General features: G+C 72.0%; 13 protein-coding genes and 1 tRNA gene. 3 read left to right on the top strand and 11 right to left on the bottom strand.

Translation table 11 applies throughout. The annotated features are described in order from the left end of the window. Positions 1-34: 34 nt before the first annotated feature. Positions 35-2,707 carry a DNA polymerase I gene (gene polA, locus ABIC52_RS01335; RefSeq protein WP_126891133.1) on the bottom strand — a complete coding sequence of 891 codons (2,673 nt, stop codon included), beginning with the start codon at positions 2,705-2,707 and terminating at the stop codon, positions 35-37. Positions 2,708-2,819: 112 nt separating this feature from the next. Here polA and ABIC52_RS01330 point away from each other — a divergent pair, with 112 nt between their 5' ends. Further along, the gene (locus ABIC52_RS01330; protein WP_058730186.1) at positions 2,820-3,188 is read left to right on the top strand and encodes a PaaI family thioesterase; all 369 of its coding nucleotides are present in this window, start codon (positions 2,820-2,822) and stop codon (positions 3,186-3,188) included. A 19-nt stretch (positions 3,189-3,207) separates the two neighbouring features. On the opposite strand, the gene ABIC52_RS01325 is transcribed toward ABIC52_RS01330, so the two are convergent. The 6 genes from ABIC52_RS01325 to ABIC52_RS01300 form a co-directional block, all read right to left on the bottom strand. Next, positions 3,208-3,678 (bottom strand): GNAT family N-acetyltransferase, encoded by a 471-nt coding sequence (locus tag ABIC52_RS01325; RefSeq protein ID WP_209823604.1) that lies wholly within the window; start codon positions 3,676-3,678, stop codon positions 3,208-3,210. Between the two features lie 138 nt (positions 3,679-3,816). Beyond that, entirely contained in the window at positions 3,817-4,422 is a 606-nt protein-coding gene (locus tag ABIC52_RS01320; RefSeq protein ID WP_022903868.1) for an ANTAR domain-containing response regulator, read from the bottom strand. Positions 4,423-4,548: 126 nt separating this feature from the next. Beyond that, positions 4,549-4,629, bottom strand: a tRNA-Leu gene (locus ABIC52_RS01315). A 41-nt stretch (positions 4,630-4,670) separates the two neighbouring features. Then, the gene (locus ABIC52_RS01310; RefSeq protein WP_354026417.1) at positions 4,671-5,228 is read right to left on the bottom strand and encodes an MOSC domain-containing protein; all 558 of its coding nucleotides are present in this window, start codon (positions 5,226-5,228) and stop codon (positions 4,671-4,673) included. Next, positions 5,225-6,814 carry a HAMP domain-containing sensor histidine kinase gene (locus tag ABIC52_RS01305; protein ID WP_354026473.1) on the bottom strand — a complete coding sequence of 530 codons (1,590 nt, stop codon included), beginning with the start codon at positions 6,812-6,814 and terminating at the stop codon, positions 5,225-5,227. Before ABIC52_RS01305 ends, ABIC52_RS01310 begins: the two co-directional genes overlap by 4 nt. Further along, positions 6,814-7,497, bottom strand: coding sequence for a response regulator transcription factor (locus tag ABIC52_RS01300; protein ID WP_354026416.1), 684 nt, complete (start codon positions 7,495-7,497; stop codon positions 6,814-6,816). The genes ABIC52_RS01305 and ABIC52_RS01300 overlap by 1 nt, the downstream gene beginning before the upstream one ends. 149 nt (positions 7,498-7,646) lie before the next feature. Here ABIC52_RS01300 and ABIC52_RS01295 point away from each other — a divergent pair, with 149 nt between their 5' ends. Further along, entirely contained in the window at positions 7,647-8,180 is a 534-nt protein-coding gene (locus ABIC52_RS01295) for a hypothetical protein (protein ID WP_354026415.1), read from the top strand. Between the two features lie 158 nt (positions 8,181-8,338). Next, positions 8,339-8,878, top strand: a complete 540-nt coding sequence (locus tag ABIC52_RS01290) for an HdeD family acid-resistance protein (RefSeq protein ID WP_161972603.1) — start codon at positions 8,339-8,341, stop codon at positions 8,876-8,878. A gap of 63 nt (positions 8,879-8,941) precedes the next feature. On the opposite strand, the gene ABIC52_RS01285 is transcribed toward ABIC52_RS01290, so the two are convergent. From ABIC52_RS01285 to gltB, 4 genes are all read right to left on the bottom strand, one after another. Then, the gene (locus tag ABIC52_RS01285; RefSeq protein WP_354026414.1) at positions 8,942-10,018 is read right to left on the bottom strand and encodes a VIT1/CCC1 transporter family protein; all 1,077 of its coding nucleotides are present in this window, start codon (positions 10,016-10,018) and stop codon (positions 8,942-8,944) included. A 328-nt stretch (positions 10,019-10,346) separates the two neighbouring features. Further along, positions 10,347-11,792 (bottom strand): pyruvate kinase, encoded by a 1,446-nt coding sequence (pyk, locus tag ABIC52_RS01280; RefSeq protein WP_066654495.1) that lies wholly within the window; start codon positions 11,790-11,792, stop codon positions 10,347-10,349. Positions 11,793-11,931: 139 nt separating this feature from the next. Then, positions 11,932-13,389 (bottom strand): glutamate synthase subunit beta, encoded by a 1,458-nt coding sequence (locus ABIC52_RS01275; RefSeq protein ID WP_354026413.1) that lies wholly within the window; start codon positions 13,387-13,389, stop codon positions 11,932-11,934. Positions 13,390-13,454: 65 nt separating this feature from the next. Beyond that, the gene (gltB, locus tag ABIC52_RS01270; RefSeq protein WP_354026412.1) at positions 13,455-18,062 is read right to left on the bottom strand and encodes a glutamate synthase large subunit; all 4,608 of its coding nucleotides are present in this window, start codon (positions 18,060-18,062) and stop codon (positions 13,455-13,457) included. Positions 18,063-18,204: the final 142 nt, after the last annotated feature.

Below are 18,204 nucleotides of genomic sequence, written 5' to 3'. Positions count from 1 at the left end.
GGCCGGCCCGTGGTCGCGACGCGACCCGCGCGCGTCAGTGCGCCGCGACCTCCCAGTTCGGGCCGACGCCGACCGACACGTCGAGCGGGACGCTCAGCTCGGCCGCCGCACCCATGCGCGTCCGCAGGATCTCCTCGACGCGCTCCTGCTCGCCGGGCGCGACCTCGAGGATGAGCTCGTCGTGCACCTGGAGCAGCAGGTGCGACTCGAGCGAGCCCTCACGGAGGTCCTCGTCGACACCGAGCATCGCGATCTTCATGATGTCGGCCGCCGACCCCTGGATCGGGGCGTTCAACGCGGCGCGCTCGGCGTTCTCACGGAGGACGCGGTTCGGGCTCTTCAGGTCCGGGAACGGACGACGGCGACCGAAGATCGTCTCGGTGTAGCCGTCCTCGCGGGCCTGCTCGACGACGCCCCGGAGGTAGTCGCGCACGGCACCGAACCGGGCGAAGTACTCGTTCATGAGCGTGCGGGCCTCGGACTGCTCGATGCGGAGCTGCTTCGACAGACCGAACGGGCTCAGGCCGTACGCCAGGCCGTAGGACATCGCCTTGACCTTCGTGCGCATCTCGGGCGTGACGTCGGCCGGCTCGACCGAGAACACCCGTGCGCCGACGAAGCGGTGCAGGTCCTCGCCCTCGTTGAAGGCCTGGATGAGGCCCGGGTCGCCCGACAGGTGCGCCATGATGCGCATCTCGATCTGCGAGTAGTCGGCGGTGACGAGGGTCGTGTACGGCTCGGCGACCGCGAAGGCCGAGCGGATGCGGCGGCCGACGGCGGTCTTGACCGGGATGTTCTGCAGGTTCGGGTCGGTCGACGACACGCGGCCGGTGCTCGTGCCGGTCTGCTCGTAGCGGGTGTGGATGCGCCCGTCGACGACCGCCGCGTCGAGCGTGTCGACGATCTGGCGGAGCTTCGTGGCGTCACGGTGCTGCAGCAGCAGGCCGAGGAAGGGGTGCGGGTGCTGCTCCTGCAGGTCCGCCAGGCTCGCGGCGTCGGTCGAGAAGCCCGTCTTCGTCTTGCGGGTCTTCGGCATCGCGAGCTCGGTGAACAGGACCTCCTGCAGCTGCTTCGGCGAACCGAGGTTCACCTCGTGCCCGATCTCGGCGAAGGCCTGCTGGGCGAGCTCGGCGGCCCGCTCCCCCAGGTCGTGCGACAGCCCGGTCAGCACCGGTCGGTCGATGCCGACGCCGATGGTCTCCATGCCCGCGAGCACCGGGACGAGCGGCAGCTCGATCGTGTCGAGCACGCGCAGCGAGGACTCGTCGACGCGCGAGCGCAGCGCGGTGTCGACGCGCAGGACGTACCAGGCGTGCACCCCGATGTTCACCGGCTCGGTCTCGGGGACGAGCTGGTTCGGGTCGGCGGTGGGCAGTTCCTCGCCGAGCTCCTGGTACACGAGGTCGGCGAGGGGCTGCCCCTGCTTGCCCGGCTGTGCGAGCCACCCGGTGATGCGGGCGTCGCCGGCGATGCCCGCGACGGTGATGCCGACCGTGCCGAGGGCCTTGATGGCGGTCTTGGCGTCGTGGAAGTGCTTCGGGGCGTCGGACGCGAACCACGCTGCGAGCTGCTCGTAGTCCTTCGCGCCGCTGCCGCCGGGCACCAGGACGGCGTCGTCGTGGGTGGCGATGCCGATCGCGCTGAGTCGGCCGTCGATGACCTCGACCGCGACGCCGAACCCGTTCTCGGCGTCGTTCGCACCCTTGCGCTCGAGCCAGTGGCCGAGCTCCTCGTCGATGACCGTGGTGACCTTCGGCGGGGTCGGGGCGCCGCTGTCGACGGCGCCGGGGGCGTCGCTCGCCTCGCTGGGCTCACCGCTGCCGGCGACCTTGAACACCCGGTCGAGCAGGGTGCGGAACTGCAGCTTCGCGAAGAGGTCGCGGACCGCCTGCTCGTCGAGCGGGCGCAGTGCGACGTCGCCGGGGCCCACGGGCAGCTCGACGTCGTTCACGAGTCGGTTGAGCTTCCGGTTCCGGATCGCCCGGTCCTTCTGCTCGCGGAGGTTGTTGCCGACGACGCCCTTGATCTCGTCGGCGTGCTCGAGCACCCCGTCGAGCGAGCCGTACGCCGTGATCCACTTCACCGCGGTCTTCTCACCGACCTTGTCGATGCCGATCAGGTTGTCGCTGGTCTCGCCCACGAGCGCCGCGATGTCGGGGTACTGGTGCGGCTCGATGCCGTACCGCTCGTACACCTTGTCGCGGTCGTAGCGGGTGAGCTCGGAGACACCGCGCACCGACGGGTACAGCAGCGTGACGTCGTCGTTCACGAGCTGGATGGAGTCGCGGTCGCCGGACACGACGTACACCTGGTACCCCTGCTCGGACCCCTGGCGGGCGAAGGTGGCGAGGATGTCGTCGGCCTCGTAGTCCTCCTTCGTGACCGTCGTAATGCCCATCGCCTCGAGCGCCTGCTGCAGGAGCGGGATCTGGCCCTTGAACTCCGGCGGGGTCTCGGAACGGGTGCCCTTGTAGTCCTCGTACTCACGCGTGCGGAACGAGAACCGGGAGATGTCGAACGCGACCGCCAGGTGCGTCGGCTTCTCGCGCTGCAGGAGCATGAGCAGCATCGAGATGAAGCCGTGGATGGCGTTCGTGTGCTGCCCCTCGCGGTTCACGAAGCTGTCGACCGGGAGCGCGTAGAAGGCCCGGAAGGCGAGCGAGTGGCCGTCGATGACCATGAGGGTAGGCTTTGCGGAGTCCGACACCCGGACAGCCTACCGACGCCATCCGACACGGGAGTCCGCCAGCGTGACCGACGACGTGACCCACGAACCGACCACCTCCGGAGCCGTCGACGAGCGACTGTCCGACCGCGGGATGGGTGAACTCGCCACGAAGATGGGCATGGAGATCACCGAGCTGAGCGCCGAGCGGGCCGTCGGATCGATCCCCGTCGAGGGCAACCGCCAGCCGGTCGGCCTGCTGCACGGCGGCGCCTACGTCGTGCTCGCCGAGAGCCTCGGGTCGATGGCCGCGAACGTCCACGCCGGCCCCGGGCGCTACGCCGTCGGCATCGAGCTGAGCGCGTCGCACTCGCGGAGCGCCACGAGCGGCCGCGTCACCGGGACCTGCACGGCGATCCACCTCGGCGGCACCCTGACGACGCACGAGATCGTCCTGACCGACGACGAGGGCCGACGGTGCTCGACCGTGCGGATCACGAACATGATCCGTGAGCGGCGCTAGTCCACCGGATCGGGACCGTTCAGTCCTCCGGCGGTCGCTGCAGCAGCAGGCGGGCGTCCCCGAACCCGAGCCGACGGTAGAGCGTCTCGCCGACGACGCTCGAGTGCACCACCACGCGCTCCGCGCCGGCCTCGTCCGCCACGTCGAGCAGGGCCGCGACCAGGAGCTTCGCGACTCCGGCACCGCGTAGGTCCGGGTGCACGTAGACGCTCTGCAGCTCGGCGGCGACGCGTCCCCGCGGACGGTGCGGCACCGGCGGACGGGCGTTCAGCGCGAGCCACGCCATGCCGAGCACGACGCCGCCCCGCTCCGCGACGACGCACCGGTGCGAGTCGGCGTGCTCGCGGGCGAAGGCGGTCATCGCCTCGCGGTACTCCTCGCGCGTCGCCGTCGGCGCGCGCCCGTCCTCGTCGACGCTCCACCGCCAGCGCAGGTCGGCGACCGAAGGCATGTCCGCCGGTCGGGAGGCTCGGATCACCACGTCGTCCATGTCCCCACCCTGCCAGGTCACCGGCTCGGCGGCGGGGCCGACCCGCGCCTCCCGTCCGGCACCTGCCGTGGCCGGGACGCGGAGAGCGCCGCCGGACCGGGTCCGGCGGCGCTCTCCGCGTGAGCGAGTGGGTACTCGTTACTTCTTGGCGCTGAGCTGCTCGATGATCGCCTTCGCGACGTCGTGCATGGTCAGACGGCGGTCCATCGACGCCTTCTGGATCCAACGGAACGCCTCGGGCTCGGTGAGGCCCATCTTCTCGTTGAGCAGGCCCTTGGCACGGTCGACGAGCTTGCGGGTCTCGAAGCGCTCGACGAGGTCGGCCACCTCGGCCTCGAGCGTGATGATCTGCTGGTGCCGCGAGAGGGCGATCTCGATCGCGGGCAGCAGGTCGTTCGGGGTGAAGGGCTTCACGACGTAGGCCAGCGCACCGGCCTCCGTCGCGCGCTCGACGAGGTCCTTCTGGCTGAACGCCGTGAGGAGGACCACCGGAGCGATGTGGTTCTTGGAGAGCTTCTCGGCAGCGGAGATGCCGTCGAGCTGCGGCATCTTGACGTCCATGACGACGAGGTCCGGACGCAGATCGGTCGCGAGCTGGACGGCGGTCTCACCGTCGCCGGCCTCGCCGACCACGTCGAACCCGTTGTCGCGGAGGATCTCGACGATGTCGAGACGGATGAGCGACTCGTCCTCGGCGACGACGACGCGACGCGGTGCTGCTGGGGTTGCTTCTGTGTCACTCACGACGGAGAGCCTACTAGACGGAGTGCGCGGCTTCCGTCAGCTGTGGAGTCCCCGTTCAAGGAGGCCGTTCTGTACGAGTGGCGGGACCCTCGGTGCGCGCAGCCCCGCGCGCCGTGAGCGACCTTGTACGAGTGGCGGGACTCGAACCCGCACGCCGTGAGGCAGAGCATTTTGAGTGCCCCGTGTCTACCGTTCCACCACACTCGCGAGGGCTCCAGGCTAGCAGGGCCCGGGTCCGCCTCCGGTCGTCACACCGGCACGAGCGGCTGCGGCTCCCCCGCCGGCAGCTCGACACGGACGGTGTCACCGGCGCGGACCACGCCGCCCGCGACGACCACCCCCATCACGCCGCCCTTGCGCTCCACCGTCCCGTCCTCGGCCCGACCGAGGACCGCGCGGAGCAGGCCGGGGTCGAAGTCGTTGATCTGCTGGCAGGGGTTCCGGAGCCCCGTCACGCGGACGCACGCGTCGTCGCCGAGGTGGAGCAGCGCACCCGTCGGCAGTCCGAGCAGGTCGACGCCGCGCGTGGTGACGTTCTCCCCCATGTCGCCGGGGACGACCGTGTGCCCGGCCGCCGCGACCTCGTCGAAGACCTCGGCGTGCAGCAGGTGCACCTGGCGCAGGTTCGGCTGCGAGGGGTCGCGGGCGACGCGCGACCGGTGCTGCACGGTCGTGCCGGCGTGGGCGTCGCCCTCGACACCCCACCCGGCGACGAGGCTGATCTCCTCGACGACGGGCTTGCTGAAGCGGTGCTCGGCGTCGCGGCTCACCGCGACGACCCGGCCGGTCTCCTGAAGAGCGCTCACGTGCCCATCGTGGCAGACGCAGGGGCCTGACCGACAGCCCGGGGTGCTCCCGGCGCAGCATCGACGGACCGTCCGGTGCGGGGCAGGCGGAGCACGAACCGGGCGCCGCCGAGCGTGGCGTCGTCCCCGTGGACCAGGGTGCCGCCGTGGGCGACCGCGATGCCTCGGGCGATCGGCAGGCCGAGTCCTGCGCCGCCCGAGCGGACGTCGCGGGAGTCCTCGAGCCGGACGAGCCGGTCGAACACCCGCTCCCGGTCCTCGACGGGGATGCCGGGTCCGTCGTCCTCGACGACGAGCACCACCTCGCCCCCGTCCGTGCCGAGGACCACCCGGACCGTCCCCGTCCCGCCGGTGGACCGTGCGGCGTTGTCGAGGAGGTTGCCGAGCACCTGGGCGAGCCGGTCGGGGTCGACGTCTGCTCGCACGGGCCCAGACGGTACGTCGGGCTGCAGGGCGATGCCCGGCAGCCGGAGTCCGAGCCGGTCGACCTCGGCACGGAGCCACGGCACGAGGTCGGTCGGCCGTCGGTCGAGGGCGATCCCGCGGTCGAGGCGCGCCATCGTGAGCATGTCTTCGACGAGGCGTGCCGCGCGGTCCGCCTGGCGGACGACGTGCACGGCGAGCACCTCGGTCGTCGCGGGGTCGTCACCGCCGCTGCGCACGAGGGTGTCGGCCGCTGCGCGGACACCGGCGACCGGCGTGCGGAGTTCGTGTGCCGCGTCGGACAGGAACCCGCGCACGCGCTCCTCGGCGGCGACGGCCTGGGCCTCGGCGCCCTCGACGGCGTCGAGCATCTCGTCGAACGCGGCGGCCACGCGGCCGATCTCGGTGTCGGTCCTGGCAGGTCGGAGGCGCCGACCGCGATCACCGTCGGCGATCGAGCGCGCCGTCGCGGTGACCTCGTCGAGCGGGCGCAGCGCCCGACGGACGACCACGACGACGCCCGCGACGGCGACACCGAGGAAGGCCGCGGACGCGCCGCCCATGACCCACCCGAGCTGCGCGAGGGTCTCCTGGACGTCACGTGTCCCGGCGGTGAGCGTGATGCGGGTGCCGTCGTCGAGGACGGACCGGAGCGTGAGGACGCCGTCGTCGTCGCGCAGGCTGGACGACACGACGGACGCACCGGACGTCGCCGAGGCGGCTCCGGGCCCGGTCGACCCGGCCGACGACGACCCGGCAGACGTCGACCCGGCAGACGTCGATCCGGGGGCCGACGACCCTGCGGACGACCGGTTGCGCACGGCCGGCCCCGGGAGCCCTCCTGGGTCGGGGGGACCGGAGCGCAGCTGGTCCGGAGTGGGACCGGCTTCGACAGCGGCACCGTCGGGCTGCACGATCCGCACCGAGAGTCCCTGAGCCGAGAGCCGGTCGGCCAGGTCGTCCGCGTCGAGCACCCCGACGAGCGCGGCCGCGGCGGCCGCCCGGTCCCGCAGTCGGTCCTCGACCTGGGCGTGGAGCCGGGCGCCGAGCACCGCCTCGACCGCGACGACGAGTCCGGCGAGCAGCACCGCGAGCAGCACGAGCACCGCCACGACGGTCCGCAACCGCAGCGACGTGGTGCGGAGCCGACCGCCGACCGGCATCACGCTGCGCCCCGGTCCACGGCGAGCCGGTACCCGAGCCCTCGGACGGTGTGCACGAGCCGGGGTCCGTGCGCCTCCATCTTGCGGCGGAGTGCGCTGAGGTGGACCTCGACCAGGTTCGGCGCGATGTCCTCGTAGCCCCACACCTGTGTCGTGATCTGTCCCTTCGACACCGTCCGGCCCCGGCTCTCGGCGAGGAAGCGCAGCAGCCGGAACTCCGTGGCGGTCAGGTCGAGCAGGACACCACCGCGTCGGACGGTCGCGCCCTCGGGGTCGAGCACCAGGTCGCCGACCTCGATCACCGACGGGACCCGACCGCGGCGACGCAGCACCGCGGTCACCCTGGCCACGAGCTCGGCCATCGCGAACGGCTTCACCACGTAGTCGTCGGCCCCCTCGGCGAAGCCGCGGAGTCGGTCGTCGAGCTCGTCCCGCGCGGTCATCATCACGACGGCGGCGTCCGACCGTGTGCGGATCCGGGCCGCGAGCAGGATGCCGCTCGGGCCGGGCAGCATCCAGTCGAGCAGGACGAGGTCGGGGGCGGCCCGGTCGAGGTCCTCGGCGATCGAGCGGCCGTCGGACACGTCGGTCACGACGAAGCCCTCGGCGCGCAGGGTCGCGGCGACGGCGGTGCGGAGGGAGTCGTCGTCCTCGACCACCAGGACACGAGCGGGTGCGTTCACGGCGGACACGGTAGGTGGGCACTGCCTGCAAGGAGCATGGAGGACGCTGGAGGACCGCTGTGCTTCAGTCCTGCTTCAGATTCGAGCTCGACCGTCGTCCTCGTCGCCGGACCACCCCGGTCCGGTCACACCGACACGGAAGGCACACCATGCAGGACGAACGACACGACCAGCCCGTCACCGCTCCGGACCGTCGCCGCCGCACGCTGCGTCGCGTGGGGATCGGATCCGCGGCCGCTGCAGCGCTGCTCCTCGGCGGGCTCGGCGTGACCGCCGCCGTCGCCGACGGATCCGGCACCCCGCGCGCCACGAGTGCACCGACGGATGCGCCCAGCGGCGCACCGACCGGCGCTCCCGCTCCGGGCGCGAAGGATGCCCCCGGCCACGGCGCGGAGAAGGCACCGGGCGCCGAGGGCACCGGTCCGGGCGCTGCTCCGGCTCCCGGCTGCGTGGCCGACCCGCCGGCCGGCGACGCACCGAAGCCGAAGCACGGCGACGCGCCGAAGCCGCCGACCGGGACGGACGCACCGAAGCCGCCGACGGGCACGGACGCACCGGAGCCGCCGGAGGACGGCGACGTCCCCACCCCGCCGACCGGCACGGACGCCCCGAAGCCGCCGCAGCCGGGCCAGGGCGACCGCGTGGACGGATCCGCCACCCCCGCGCCGACGTCCGGGTCCTGAGCGGGTCGCCCCGGTGCGGGAGGGGTCCGTCGTCGGCCGACCGGTCGACGCACGGCGCGCCTCCCGGCCGGACCGGCGCGCCCGCTCCTGACCGCGGACGCCGACGTGTTCCCACGGGTACCGTCGGGGTCCTCGCGGACCGAGCGGAAGGGGCACCCGTGGACTCTCGAGCCGTGCGGTCGTTCCGCGCGTTCGTCGTCGTCACGGCCGTCGTCGCGATCGCGCTCGGCATCGTCGCCGTCGTCTGGCCCGAACCGTCCCTCGTCCTCGTCGCACTCGTCTTCGGCGTCTACCTGGTGGCGGCGGGCGCGATGCGCGTCGTCGCGGCGGTGCGCGGACACGGCACGTCCGCCGTCTGGCGGTGGACGTCGGGAGTCGTCGGCGGACTGGTCGGGCTCGCCGGCCTGGTGACCCTCGTCGACCCGGCGATCCCCCTGTTGGCCTACGCCGTGCTGGCGGGCGTGGCGTTCCTCCTCGAAGGTGTCGCAGCCATCGTCGGCGCGTTCGTGGGGCACCCGGGTTCCTCGAGACTGCCGAGCGTGGTGAGCGGCCTGCTCTCGCTCATCGGCGGTGTGGTCGTGCTCGTCGCGCCGGGGCTCGCGCTGACGGTGTTCACGGTGTTCTCCGGCATCGCGCTGGTCGTCGTCGGTGCCGCGGCGCTCCTGCTGCTGCCGCCGCGCGCGGCCGCCCGCCGCTGAGGCGTCCGGCAGGAGCGTCCGCCGGCTGCTGCGGCATCCAGCGGGAACCGCTCGCGAACCCCGTCACGCGCTCCCGGTCCCGAACAGCAGGCCGAGCCCGTACGTCACGACCGCTGCGCCGAAGCCGATCGCGAGCTGGCGCAGCGCACGCTTCAGCGGTGAGGCCCCGCTGAGCACACCGACGACCGCACCGGTCCCGAGGAGTGCGATGCCGACCAGCACGGCCGCGAGCACGATCGCCGCCCAGCCCTCGAGGCCGAACAGGTAGGGCAGCACCGGGATGATCGCCCCTGACGCGAAGAAGCAGAAGCTCGACACGGCGGCGCTCGTCCCGCTGCCCACCGCCTCGTGCTCGTCCGTCGCGGTGGCTGCCGTGACCGTCCGACCGCCGAGGACCTCGGCCGCGTGCGCCTGCGCCGCAGCCTCGTCCATGCCCCGCGCGCGGTAGACCAGGGCGAGCTCGTTGGCGTCGACGTCCAGGTCGGCGACCGCCTGCCCGGCCTCGGGGTGCGGCGCGGAGGCGTCGAGGAGCTCGCGCTGCGACCGCACCGACACGTACTCCCCCGCCCCCATCGACAGTGCACCGGCGAGCAACCCGGCGATCCCGCTGAGCAGCACGAAGTGCCGGTCGGCGCCCGAGGCACTGATGCCGATGATCAGCGCGAGGTTCGACACGAGTCCGTCGTTGGCCCCGAAGACGGCCGCGCGGAAGGTGCCGGACAACCGCATCCGTCCGCGGTTCGCGAGGCCCCGGACGACCTCGCCGTGGATCCGCTCGTCGGCCGCCATCCTTGCGGTCGCGTCGTCGTCGTCGGCGTAGGGCGACCGGTCCTCGGCGCGCTGCATGAGCGCGAGGACGAACACCGAGCCGAACCGCTTCGCGAGTGCGGCGAGGACCCTGGTGCGCAGGCTGCCGCGGAGCGGTCGGCCGACGTCGTCACCGAGCAGGTCGAGCCAGTGCTGCTCGTGCCGCCCCTCGGCGTCGGCCAGTGCCGCCAGGATCTCGCGCTCCTCGCCGGCGCGGCGCGTCGACAGGTTCCGGTAGACCGCGGCCTCGGCGCGCTCGTCCGCCAGGTACCGACGCCAGCGGCGCACGTCGGCTGCGGTGGGTGCGGTGGGGCGTTCGTCCTGGAGGCTCACGGCACCGATCCTGCCCGCTCGCTCCGACGCGCGGTCGCGCCGCACCGCGGGTGGCCGGTTCCGGCGCATGGGGACGCCTCGGTCACGGCGCGACGAGACGCCTCGGTCACGGCGAGACGCCGTCGTCGCGACGAGACGCCGCCGGATCCGGGGGCGTCTCGCGCGCTCCGGGCCGTCTCGCGGCGACGCCGGCGTGTCGACGCCGTCGCTGACCCGACGCGGCGGGGGCACACACGCGACAGGGCGCGGACCGGAGGCCGTGCGCGGTGTCGCGCCGTGCCTCCAGTCCGCGCCCTGTCGGCGTGGTGACCGGGTGGTGTGACCGGGGTCAGTCCCGCACGTAGGCGGGAGCCGCCTCGGCGTGCGCGTCGCCGACGCGGTGCACGCGCAGGTCGTTCGTCGAGCCCTCGAGTCCGGGAGGCGAGCCGGCCGTCACGATGACCCGGTCGCCGGGGGCGGCGAGACCGTTCGCGAGCAGCACGTCGTCGACCTGCGAGAACAGCTCGTCGGTGTGGGTCTTGCGCTCCACGAGGAACGAGCGGACACCCCAGGTGAGCGCCATGCGGCGACGCGTGGCCTCGTTCGGGGTGAACGCGATGATCGGCAGACCGTGGCGGAGCCGCGACATGCGACGGGCCGAGTCGCCGGACTCGGTGAAGACGCAGAGGTACGACGCCTCGGTGAACTCGGCGATCTCGACCGCGGCGAGCGTGATCGCACCGCCGAGCGTGCGCGGCTTCGTGCCGAGCGGGGCGATGCGCTCCAGGCCGTGGTCCTCGGTCGACTCGACGATGCGGGCCATCGTGCGGACCGTCTGCACCGGGTACTCGCCGACGCTGGTCTCACCGGAGAGCATGACCGCGTCCGCGCCGTCGAGGACGGCGTTCGCGACGTCGGAGGTCTCGGCCCGGGTCGGGATCGGCGACGAGATCATCGACTCGAGCATCTGCGTCGCGACGATGACCGGCTTCGCCATGCGGCGGGACAGCTCGACGGCGCGCTTCTGCACGATCGGGACGGCCTCGAGCGGGAGCTCCACACCGAGGTCACCGCGGGCGACCATGATGCTGTCGAAGGCGTCGATGATCTCCTCGAGGGCGTCGACGGCCTGCGGCTTCTCGACCTTGGCGATGATCGGGAGGCGCTTGCCCTCCTCGTCCATGATCTCGTGGGCGCGGACGACGTCCGAGGCATTGCGGACGAACGAGAGCGCGATGAGGTCGGCGCCCTGACGGATCGCCCAGCGGAGGTCCGCCTCGTCCTTCTCGCTCAGCGCCGGGACGTTGACCGCGACGCCGGGCAGGTTGATGCCCTTGTTGTTCGAGACGGTGCCGGCGACGACGACCTCGGTGCGCACGCGCACGCCGTCGGTGTCGAGCACGCGCAGGCGGACGCGGCCGTCGTCGATGAGCAGCGGGTCGCCGGGCTTGACGTCCTGGGGCAGGCCCTTGAACGTCGTGCCGCAGATCTCCTTCGAGCCGGGGACGTCCTCGGTCGTGATCGTGAAGACGTCACCGACGGCGAGCTCGTGCGGGCCGTCGGCGAACTTCGCGAGACGGATCTTCGGACCCTGCAGGTCGACGAGGATCGCGACCGGCTTGCCGAGGTCCTCGGCGGCGCGACGGACGTTCTCGTAGTTGGCCTCGTGGACGCTGTAGTCACCGTGGCTGAGGTTGAGGCGGGCGACGTCGACGCCCGCTTCGATGATCTCCTTGACGGTCTCGTAGTCCGACGTAGCCGGACCGAGCGTCGAAACGATCTTTGCGCGTCTCAATGGATTCCTTCGTGTGGTGGGTGGTGCCGGTTTCCGCGCTGTGGGGCCGCGCGGAACGAGAGCAGGCCACCAGCACCCTATCGAGTGCCGGTGGCCTGCTGCTCATCGGTGGACCGGTGTTCCGTGCGCGTTCACGACGTCAGACCGTGAGCGCACGGTCGGTCGCCTTGACGGGCGCCGGCAGGATCGTCGAGCCCTCGAGGTACGCGTCGACCTTCGAGGCGGCGGCGCGCCCCTCGGCGATCGCCCAGACGATGAGCGACTGACCGCGGCCGGCGTCGCCGGCCACGAACACGCCGGGCTCGTTCGTCGAGTAGTCGGCCTGACGGGCGACCGCTCCCGACACCGTCGCGGGGAGCCCGAGCTGCGGCTCGATGGTGTCGGTCTCGGGACCGGTGAAGCCCATCGCGATGAGCACCAGGTCGGCCGGGATCTCGCGCTCGGTGCCCGTCTTCGGCACGCGACGACCGTCGAGGTACTCGGTCTCGGCGACCCGGAGCGCGCGGACCTCGCCCGCGGCGTTGCCGAGGAACTCGACCGTCGACGCCAGGAAGTGCCGCTCGCCGCCCTCCTCGTGGGCGCTCGTGACCTCGAACACCGTCGGGAACATCGGCCACGGCTGCTCGGACGGACGCTCGAGCGGCGGCCGCTTGCCGATCGCCAGGTTCGTCACGCTCAGGGCGCCCTGGCGGTGGGCGGTGCCGATGCAGTCCGCACCGGTGTCGCCGCCGCCGATGACGACGACGTGCTTGCCCTCGGCCGTGACCTGGTTGTCGACGGTGGTGCCGGCGTTCGCCTTGTTCTGCTGGACGAGGTACTCCATGGCGTAGTGCACGCCCGCGAGGTCGCGTCCGGGGATCGGCAGGTCGCGCGGCACCGTGGCGCCGGTGGCGACGACGACCGCGTCGTAGCGGGACTTCAGGTCGTCCCACGTGATGTCCACGCCGATCTCGACGCCGGCGCGGAAGCGGGTGCCCTCGGCCTGCATCTGGGCGAGCCGCGCGTCGATCTGGCGCTTCTCCATCTTGAAGTCCGGGATGCCGTAGCGCAGCAGGCCACCGATGCGGTCGTCCCGCTCGTACACGGCGACGGTGTGACCGGCGCGCGTGAGCTGCTGCGCGGCGGCGAGGCCGGCGGGGCCCGAACCCACGACCGCGACGGTCTTGCCGGTCAGGCGCTCCGGCGGGTGCGGGGTGACCCAGCCGTTCTTGTACGCCTCGTCGATGATCGAGACCTCGACCTGCTTGATGGTGACCGGCGGCTGGTTGATGCCGAGCACGCAGGACGCCTCGCACGGGGCGGGGCAGAGCTTGCCGGTGAACTCCGGGAAGTTGTTCGTCGCGTGCAGGCGCTCGATCGCCTGGCGGCCCTCGCCGCGCCAGGTCAGGTCGTTCCACTCCGGGATGAGGTTCCCGAGCGGGCAGCCCTGGTGGCAGAAGGGCACGCCGCAGTCCATGCATCGACCGGCCTGCCGCTTCAGGGCACCGGACTCCTGCTGCTCGTAGACCTCCTTCCAGTCCATGAGCCGCACGGGCACGGGGCGGCGGGGCGGGAGCTCGCGCTCCTGCACCTTGAGGAAGCCCTTCGGGTCAGCCATGGTCCGCCTCCTGCTCGGTCTCGTTCGGGGTGGGGTGGTCGCTGCGGGAGCGTGCCGGGGTCGTGTCAGCCACCGGTCACCTCCAGGATGCGGTTCCAGACGACGGTGCCGTCCGGGTCGAGGCCCTCGTCGACCGCCTGCTGGCGGGTCGCGAGGACGGCGGCGTAGTCCCGCGGGAGCACCTTGACGAAGTCGCCCAGGTCACCGGACTCGAGCAGGTCGCCCGCGACGGTCGACCCGGTCTCGGCGAGGTGCTGCCGGAGCAGGTCGGTGACGATCTCGACGTCGGCGCTGTCGAGCTCCTCGAGCCGCAGCTCACCGGTCGCCAGCGCGTCGGCGTTCACGTGCCCCCGACGGAGCCCGCGGACGTACGCGGTGCCGCCGGACATGCCGGCGCCGAGGTTCCGTCCGGTCTCGCCCAGGATCAGCGCGAGCCCACCGGTCATGTACTCGAGCGCGTGGTCGCCCACGCCCTCGACCACCGCGGTGGCGCCGGAGTTCCGGACGAGGAACCGCTCGCCCACGATGCCGCGGATGAACATGCTGCCCTGGGTCGCGCCGTAGCCGATGACGTTGCCCGCGATGACGTTCTCGGACGGTTCGAACGCCGACTCGGTGTCCGGTCGGACGACGATGGCGCCGCCTGACAGGCCCTTGCCGACGTAGTCGTTGCTGTCGCCGACCAGGCGGAGCGTGATGCCCGCCGGCAGGAACGCCCCGAGCGACTGCCCGGCCGAGCCGCGCAGCGTGATGTCGATCGACCCGGCGGGCAGGCCGTGCTCGCCGTGCCGCAGCGTGACCTCGTGGCCCAGCATGGTGCCGACCGCCCGCTCGGTGTTGCGGATCGGCAGGTCGAGCGCGACGGAGCCGCCGTGCTCGAGGACGTCGGCGGTCTGCCGGACGAGCTGCACGTCGAAGTGCTCGTCGAGCTCGTGGTCCTGCTCGCGCAGGTGACGGCGGGGCTCGTCGCGGCCGAACTCCGGTCCGTGCAGGACCGGTGCGAGGTCGAGGCCCGACGCCTTCCAGTGCTCCACGGCACGGTCGGTGTCGAGCGCGTCGACCTGTCCGATGGCCTCGTCGAGCGACCGGAAGCCGAGCTCGGCGAGGAGCTCACGGACCTCCTGCGCGATGAACTCGAAGAAGTTCACGACGAACTCGGGCTTGCCGGTGAAGCGCTTGCGGAGCTCCGGGTTCTGCGTCGCGACGCCCACCGGGCACGTGTCCAGGTGGCAGACACGCATCAGGATGCAGCCCTCGACGACGAGCGGTGCGGTCGCGAAGCCGTACTCCTCGGCGCCGAGCAGCGCCGCCACGACCACGTCGCGGCCGGTCTTCATCTGACCGTCGACCTGCACGACCACGCGGTCGCGCATGCCGTTCAGCATGAGGGTCTGCTGGGTCTCGGCCAGGCCGATCTCCCACGGGGTGCCCGCGTGCTTGAGCGAGTTGAGCGGGGACGCCCCGGTGCCGCCGTCGTGGCCGGACACGAGCACGACGTCGGCCAGCGCCTTCGTCACACCCGCGGCGACCGCGCCGATGCCGGACTGGCTCACGAGCTTCACGTGGACGCGCGCGGACGGGTTCGCCCGCTTCACGTCGAAGATGAGCTGCTTGAGGTCCTCGATCGAGTAGATGTCGTGGTGCGGCGGCGGCGAGATGAGCCCGACGCCGGCGGTCGCGTGCCGGGTGCGCGCGACCCACGGGTACACCTTGGTCGGGGGCAGCTGCCCGCCCTCGCCCGGCTTCGCGCCCTGCGCCATCTTCAGCTGGATGTCGGTGGCGTGCGTCAGGTACATGCTCGTGACGCCGAAGCGGCCGGAGGCGACCTGCTTGATCGCACTGCGACGCTCGGGGTCGAGCAGACGCTCGACGTCCTCGCCGCCCTCGCCCGTGTTCGAGCGCGCACCGAGGCGGTTCATCGCGATCGCGAGGGTCTCGTGGGCCTCTTGGGAGATGGACCCGTAGGACATCGCGCCGGTGTTGAACCGCTTCACGATCGACTCGATCGGCTCGACCTCGTCCAGCGCGATCGGATCCCGGACGCCGTGACGGAACCGGAACAGACCGCGGAGCGTCATGAGCTCCTCGGACTGGTCGTCGACCGCCTGCGAGTACTCGCGGAAGATGTCGTACCGGCGGGCGCGGGTGGCGTGCTGGAGCCGGAAGACCGTGTCCGGGTTGAACAGGTGCGGCGGACCCTCACGACGCCACTGGTACTCGCCGCCGGTCTGCAGCCGCTCGTGCGACAGCACCGCGCCGTCCTGCGGGTACGCCTGGGCGTGGCGCTCGGCGTTCTCCTTCGCGATGACCTCGATGCCGACCCCGCCGAGGATCGACGACGTGCCCGTGAAGTACTTGTCCACGAGCTCCTGGCTGAGCCCGACGGCCTCGAACGCCTGCGCGCCGGCGTAGCTGGACACCGTCGAGATGCCCATCTTCGACATGATCTTCAGCACGCCCTTGCCGAGCGCCTTGATCACGTTCTTCACGGCCTGCTCCGGCGTGATGCCCGTGATCATGCCCGAGCGCACGAGGTTCTCGCACGTCTCCATCGCCAGGTACGGGTTGATCGCCGAGGCGCCGTAGCCGATCAGGGTCGCGACGTGGTGGACCTCGCGGACGTCGCCGGCCTCGACGATGAGCCCGACCTTCATGCGCTGCTCGGTGCGGATGAGGTGGTGGTGCACGGCCGCGAGCAGCAGGAGGCTCGGGACGGGTGCCTGCTCGGCGTTGCCGTCACGGTCGGACAGCACGATGAACTGCTTGCCCGACTCGATCGCCTGGTCGACCTCGTCGCAGACCGCCGCGATGCGCTTCTGCATCGCCTTCTTGCCCGCGTCGACGCGGTACAGGCCCTTGATCGTGACGGTCAGGTGGCGTCCGGACTCCGTCTCGAAGTGCTGGATCTTCGCGAGCTCGTCGTTGTCGATCACCGGGAAGTCGAGCACGATCTGCTTCGCGTGCTCGGGCCCGGCGCTCAGCAGGTTGCGCTCCGGTCCGAGGCCCATGCCCATGGAGGTGATGACCTGCTCGCGGATCGAGTCGAGCGGCGGGTTCGTCACCTGCGCGAACTGCTGCGTGAAGTAGTCGAACAGCAGGCGCGGACGCTCGGAGAGCACGGCGATCGGCGTGTCCGAGCCCATCGCGCCGAGGGGTTCCGCGCCGGTCTGCGCCATCGGACGGAGCAGGATGCGGACCTCTTCTTCCGTGTACCCGAACGCGCGCTGGCGCCGGGTCACCGACGCCGGGGTGTGCACGATGTGCTCGCGCTCCGGCAGGTCGCTCAGGTTGATGCGGCCCTCGTCGAGCCACTGCGCCCACGGGCCGGAGGTCGCCAGCTCGCGCTTGACCTCGTCGTCCTCGATGATCCGCCCGGCCTCGGTGTCCACGACGAACATCCGGCCCGGACGCAGGCGGCCCTTGCGGACGACCTTGCCCGGCGGGACGTCGATGACGCCCGTCTCGGACCCCATCACGATCAGGCCGTCGTCCGTCACCAGGAAGCGCCCGGGGCGCAGGCCGTTGCGGTCGAGCGTCGCGCCGACGACCGCACCGTCGGTGAACGTGATCGCCGCCGGGCCGTCCCACGGCTCCATGAGCATCGAGTGGTACTCGTAGAACGCCCGGAGGTCCGGGTCCATGCCGACCTGGTTCTCCCAGGCCTCCGGCACCATCATCGACACCGCGTGCGGCAGGCTGCGGCCGGTCAGCGTGAGCAGCTCGAGGGTCTCGTCGAACGACGCCGAGTCGCTCGCGCCCGGGCTGACGATCGGCAGCAGCGGCGCGAGGTCGCCGAGGAGCTCGCTCTCGAGCTGGGACTGGCGCGCGCGCATCCAGTTGCGGTTGCCACGGACGGTGTTGATCTCACCGTTGTGCGCGAGCGTGCGGAACGGCTGCGCCAGCGGCCACGACGGGAAGGTGTTCGTCGAGTAGCGCGAGTGCACGATCGCGAGCTTCGACGCGAAGCGCTCGTCGCTGAGGTCCGGGTAGAACGGCTCGAGCTGGAGCGTCGTGACCATGCCCTTGTAGACCATCGTCCGGCTCGACAGCGACATGAAGTAGACCTCGACGCCGTGCTCCGCGCGCTTGCGCAGCCGGAATGACTGACGGTCGAGGGCGATGCCGCTCCAGGCGGCACCGTGGACGTCGTGCCGGGTCGAGGCGACGAAGAGCTGCTCGAACGCCGGCATGGCGGCACGCGCGAGCGTCCCGAGGACCTCCGGACGCACCGGCACCTCGCGCCAGCCGAGGACCTTCAGGCCCTCTTCACGGGCGATGCGCTCGACGGCGCCCTTCACCGCGTGGCGCTCGTCCTCGTCGACGGGCAGGTAGGCCGTTCCCACCGCGTACTCCCCCGCGGCGGGCAGCTCGAAGGGCACCTCGTCGCGCAGGAACGCATCCGGCACCTGGCACAGGATGCCCGCGCCGTCACCGGTACCGGCGTCGGAGCCGACGGCACCGCGGTGCTCGAGGTTCCGGAGCGCGCCGAGCGCGGCGTCCACGATGTCGTGCCCGGCGGTGCCGCGGAGCGTCGCGACCATGGCGAGCCCGCAGGCGTCCTTCTCGTTCGCCGGGTCGTAGGCACCGACGGCCTCGGGCACGGCCGAGAAACGTCGGTGCGCCGGCCGCAGGGAGCGCGTCGAACGGGGGGCAGGGTCTGGCTGGAGCGCCATGGGGAACCGTCCTCACGAGGAAGTGGAACAGGGACGTCGGTGGCCCGGTGGTGCGTTCCGCCCGAGCGGGCGGGACTGGTGCCCGTGCGCGTCGCCGTGGAGGGTGCGCAGACGACGCGCGAGGTGGCGGGGTCGCTCGTGG

This window comes from Curtobacterium oceanosedimentum, from assembly GCF_040545555.1.
Classification (GTDB): Bacteria; Actinomycetota; Actinomycetes; order Actinomycetales; family Microbacteriaceae; genus Curtobacterium.
The sequence above is the reverse complement of the archived record's forward strand: the minus strand, read 5'-3'. Positions and strand labels throughout refer to the sequence as shown.

Bases quoted from the DNA above. Each gene is read 5' to 3' on its own strand.
- ABIC52_RS01275 (WP_354026413.1), bottom strand. From the start codon at position 13,389: ATGGCTGACCCGAAGGGCTTCCTCAAGGTGCAGGAGCGCGAGCTCCCG.
- ABIC52_RS01295 (WP_354026415.1), top strand. From the start codon at position 7,647: ATGCAGGACGAACGACACGACCAGCCCGTCACCGCTCCGGACCGTCGC.
- gltB (WP_354026412.1), bottom strand. From the start codon at position 18,062: ATGGCGCTCCAGCCAGACCCTGCCCCCCGTTCGACGCGCTCCCTGCGG.
- ABIC52_RS01305 (WP_354026473.1), bottom strand. From the start codon at position 6,814: ATGCCGGTCGGCGGTCGGCTCCGCACCACGTCGCTGCGGTTGCGGACC.
- ABIC52_RS01330 (WP_058730186.1), top strand. From the start codon at position 2,820: ATGGGTGAACTCGCCACGAAGATGGGCATGGAGATCACCGAGCTGAGC.
- ABIC52_RS01325 (WP_209823604.1), bottom strand. From the start codon at position 3,678: ATGGACGACGTGGTGATCCGAGCCTCCCGACCGGCGGACATGCCTTCG.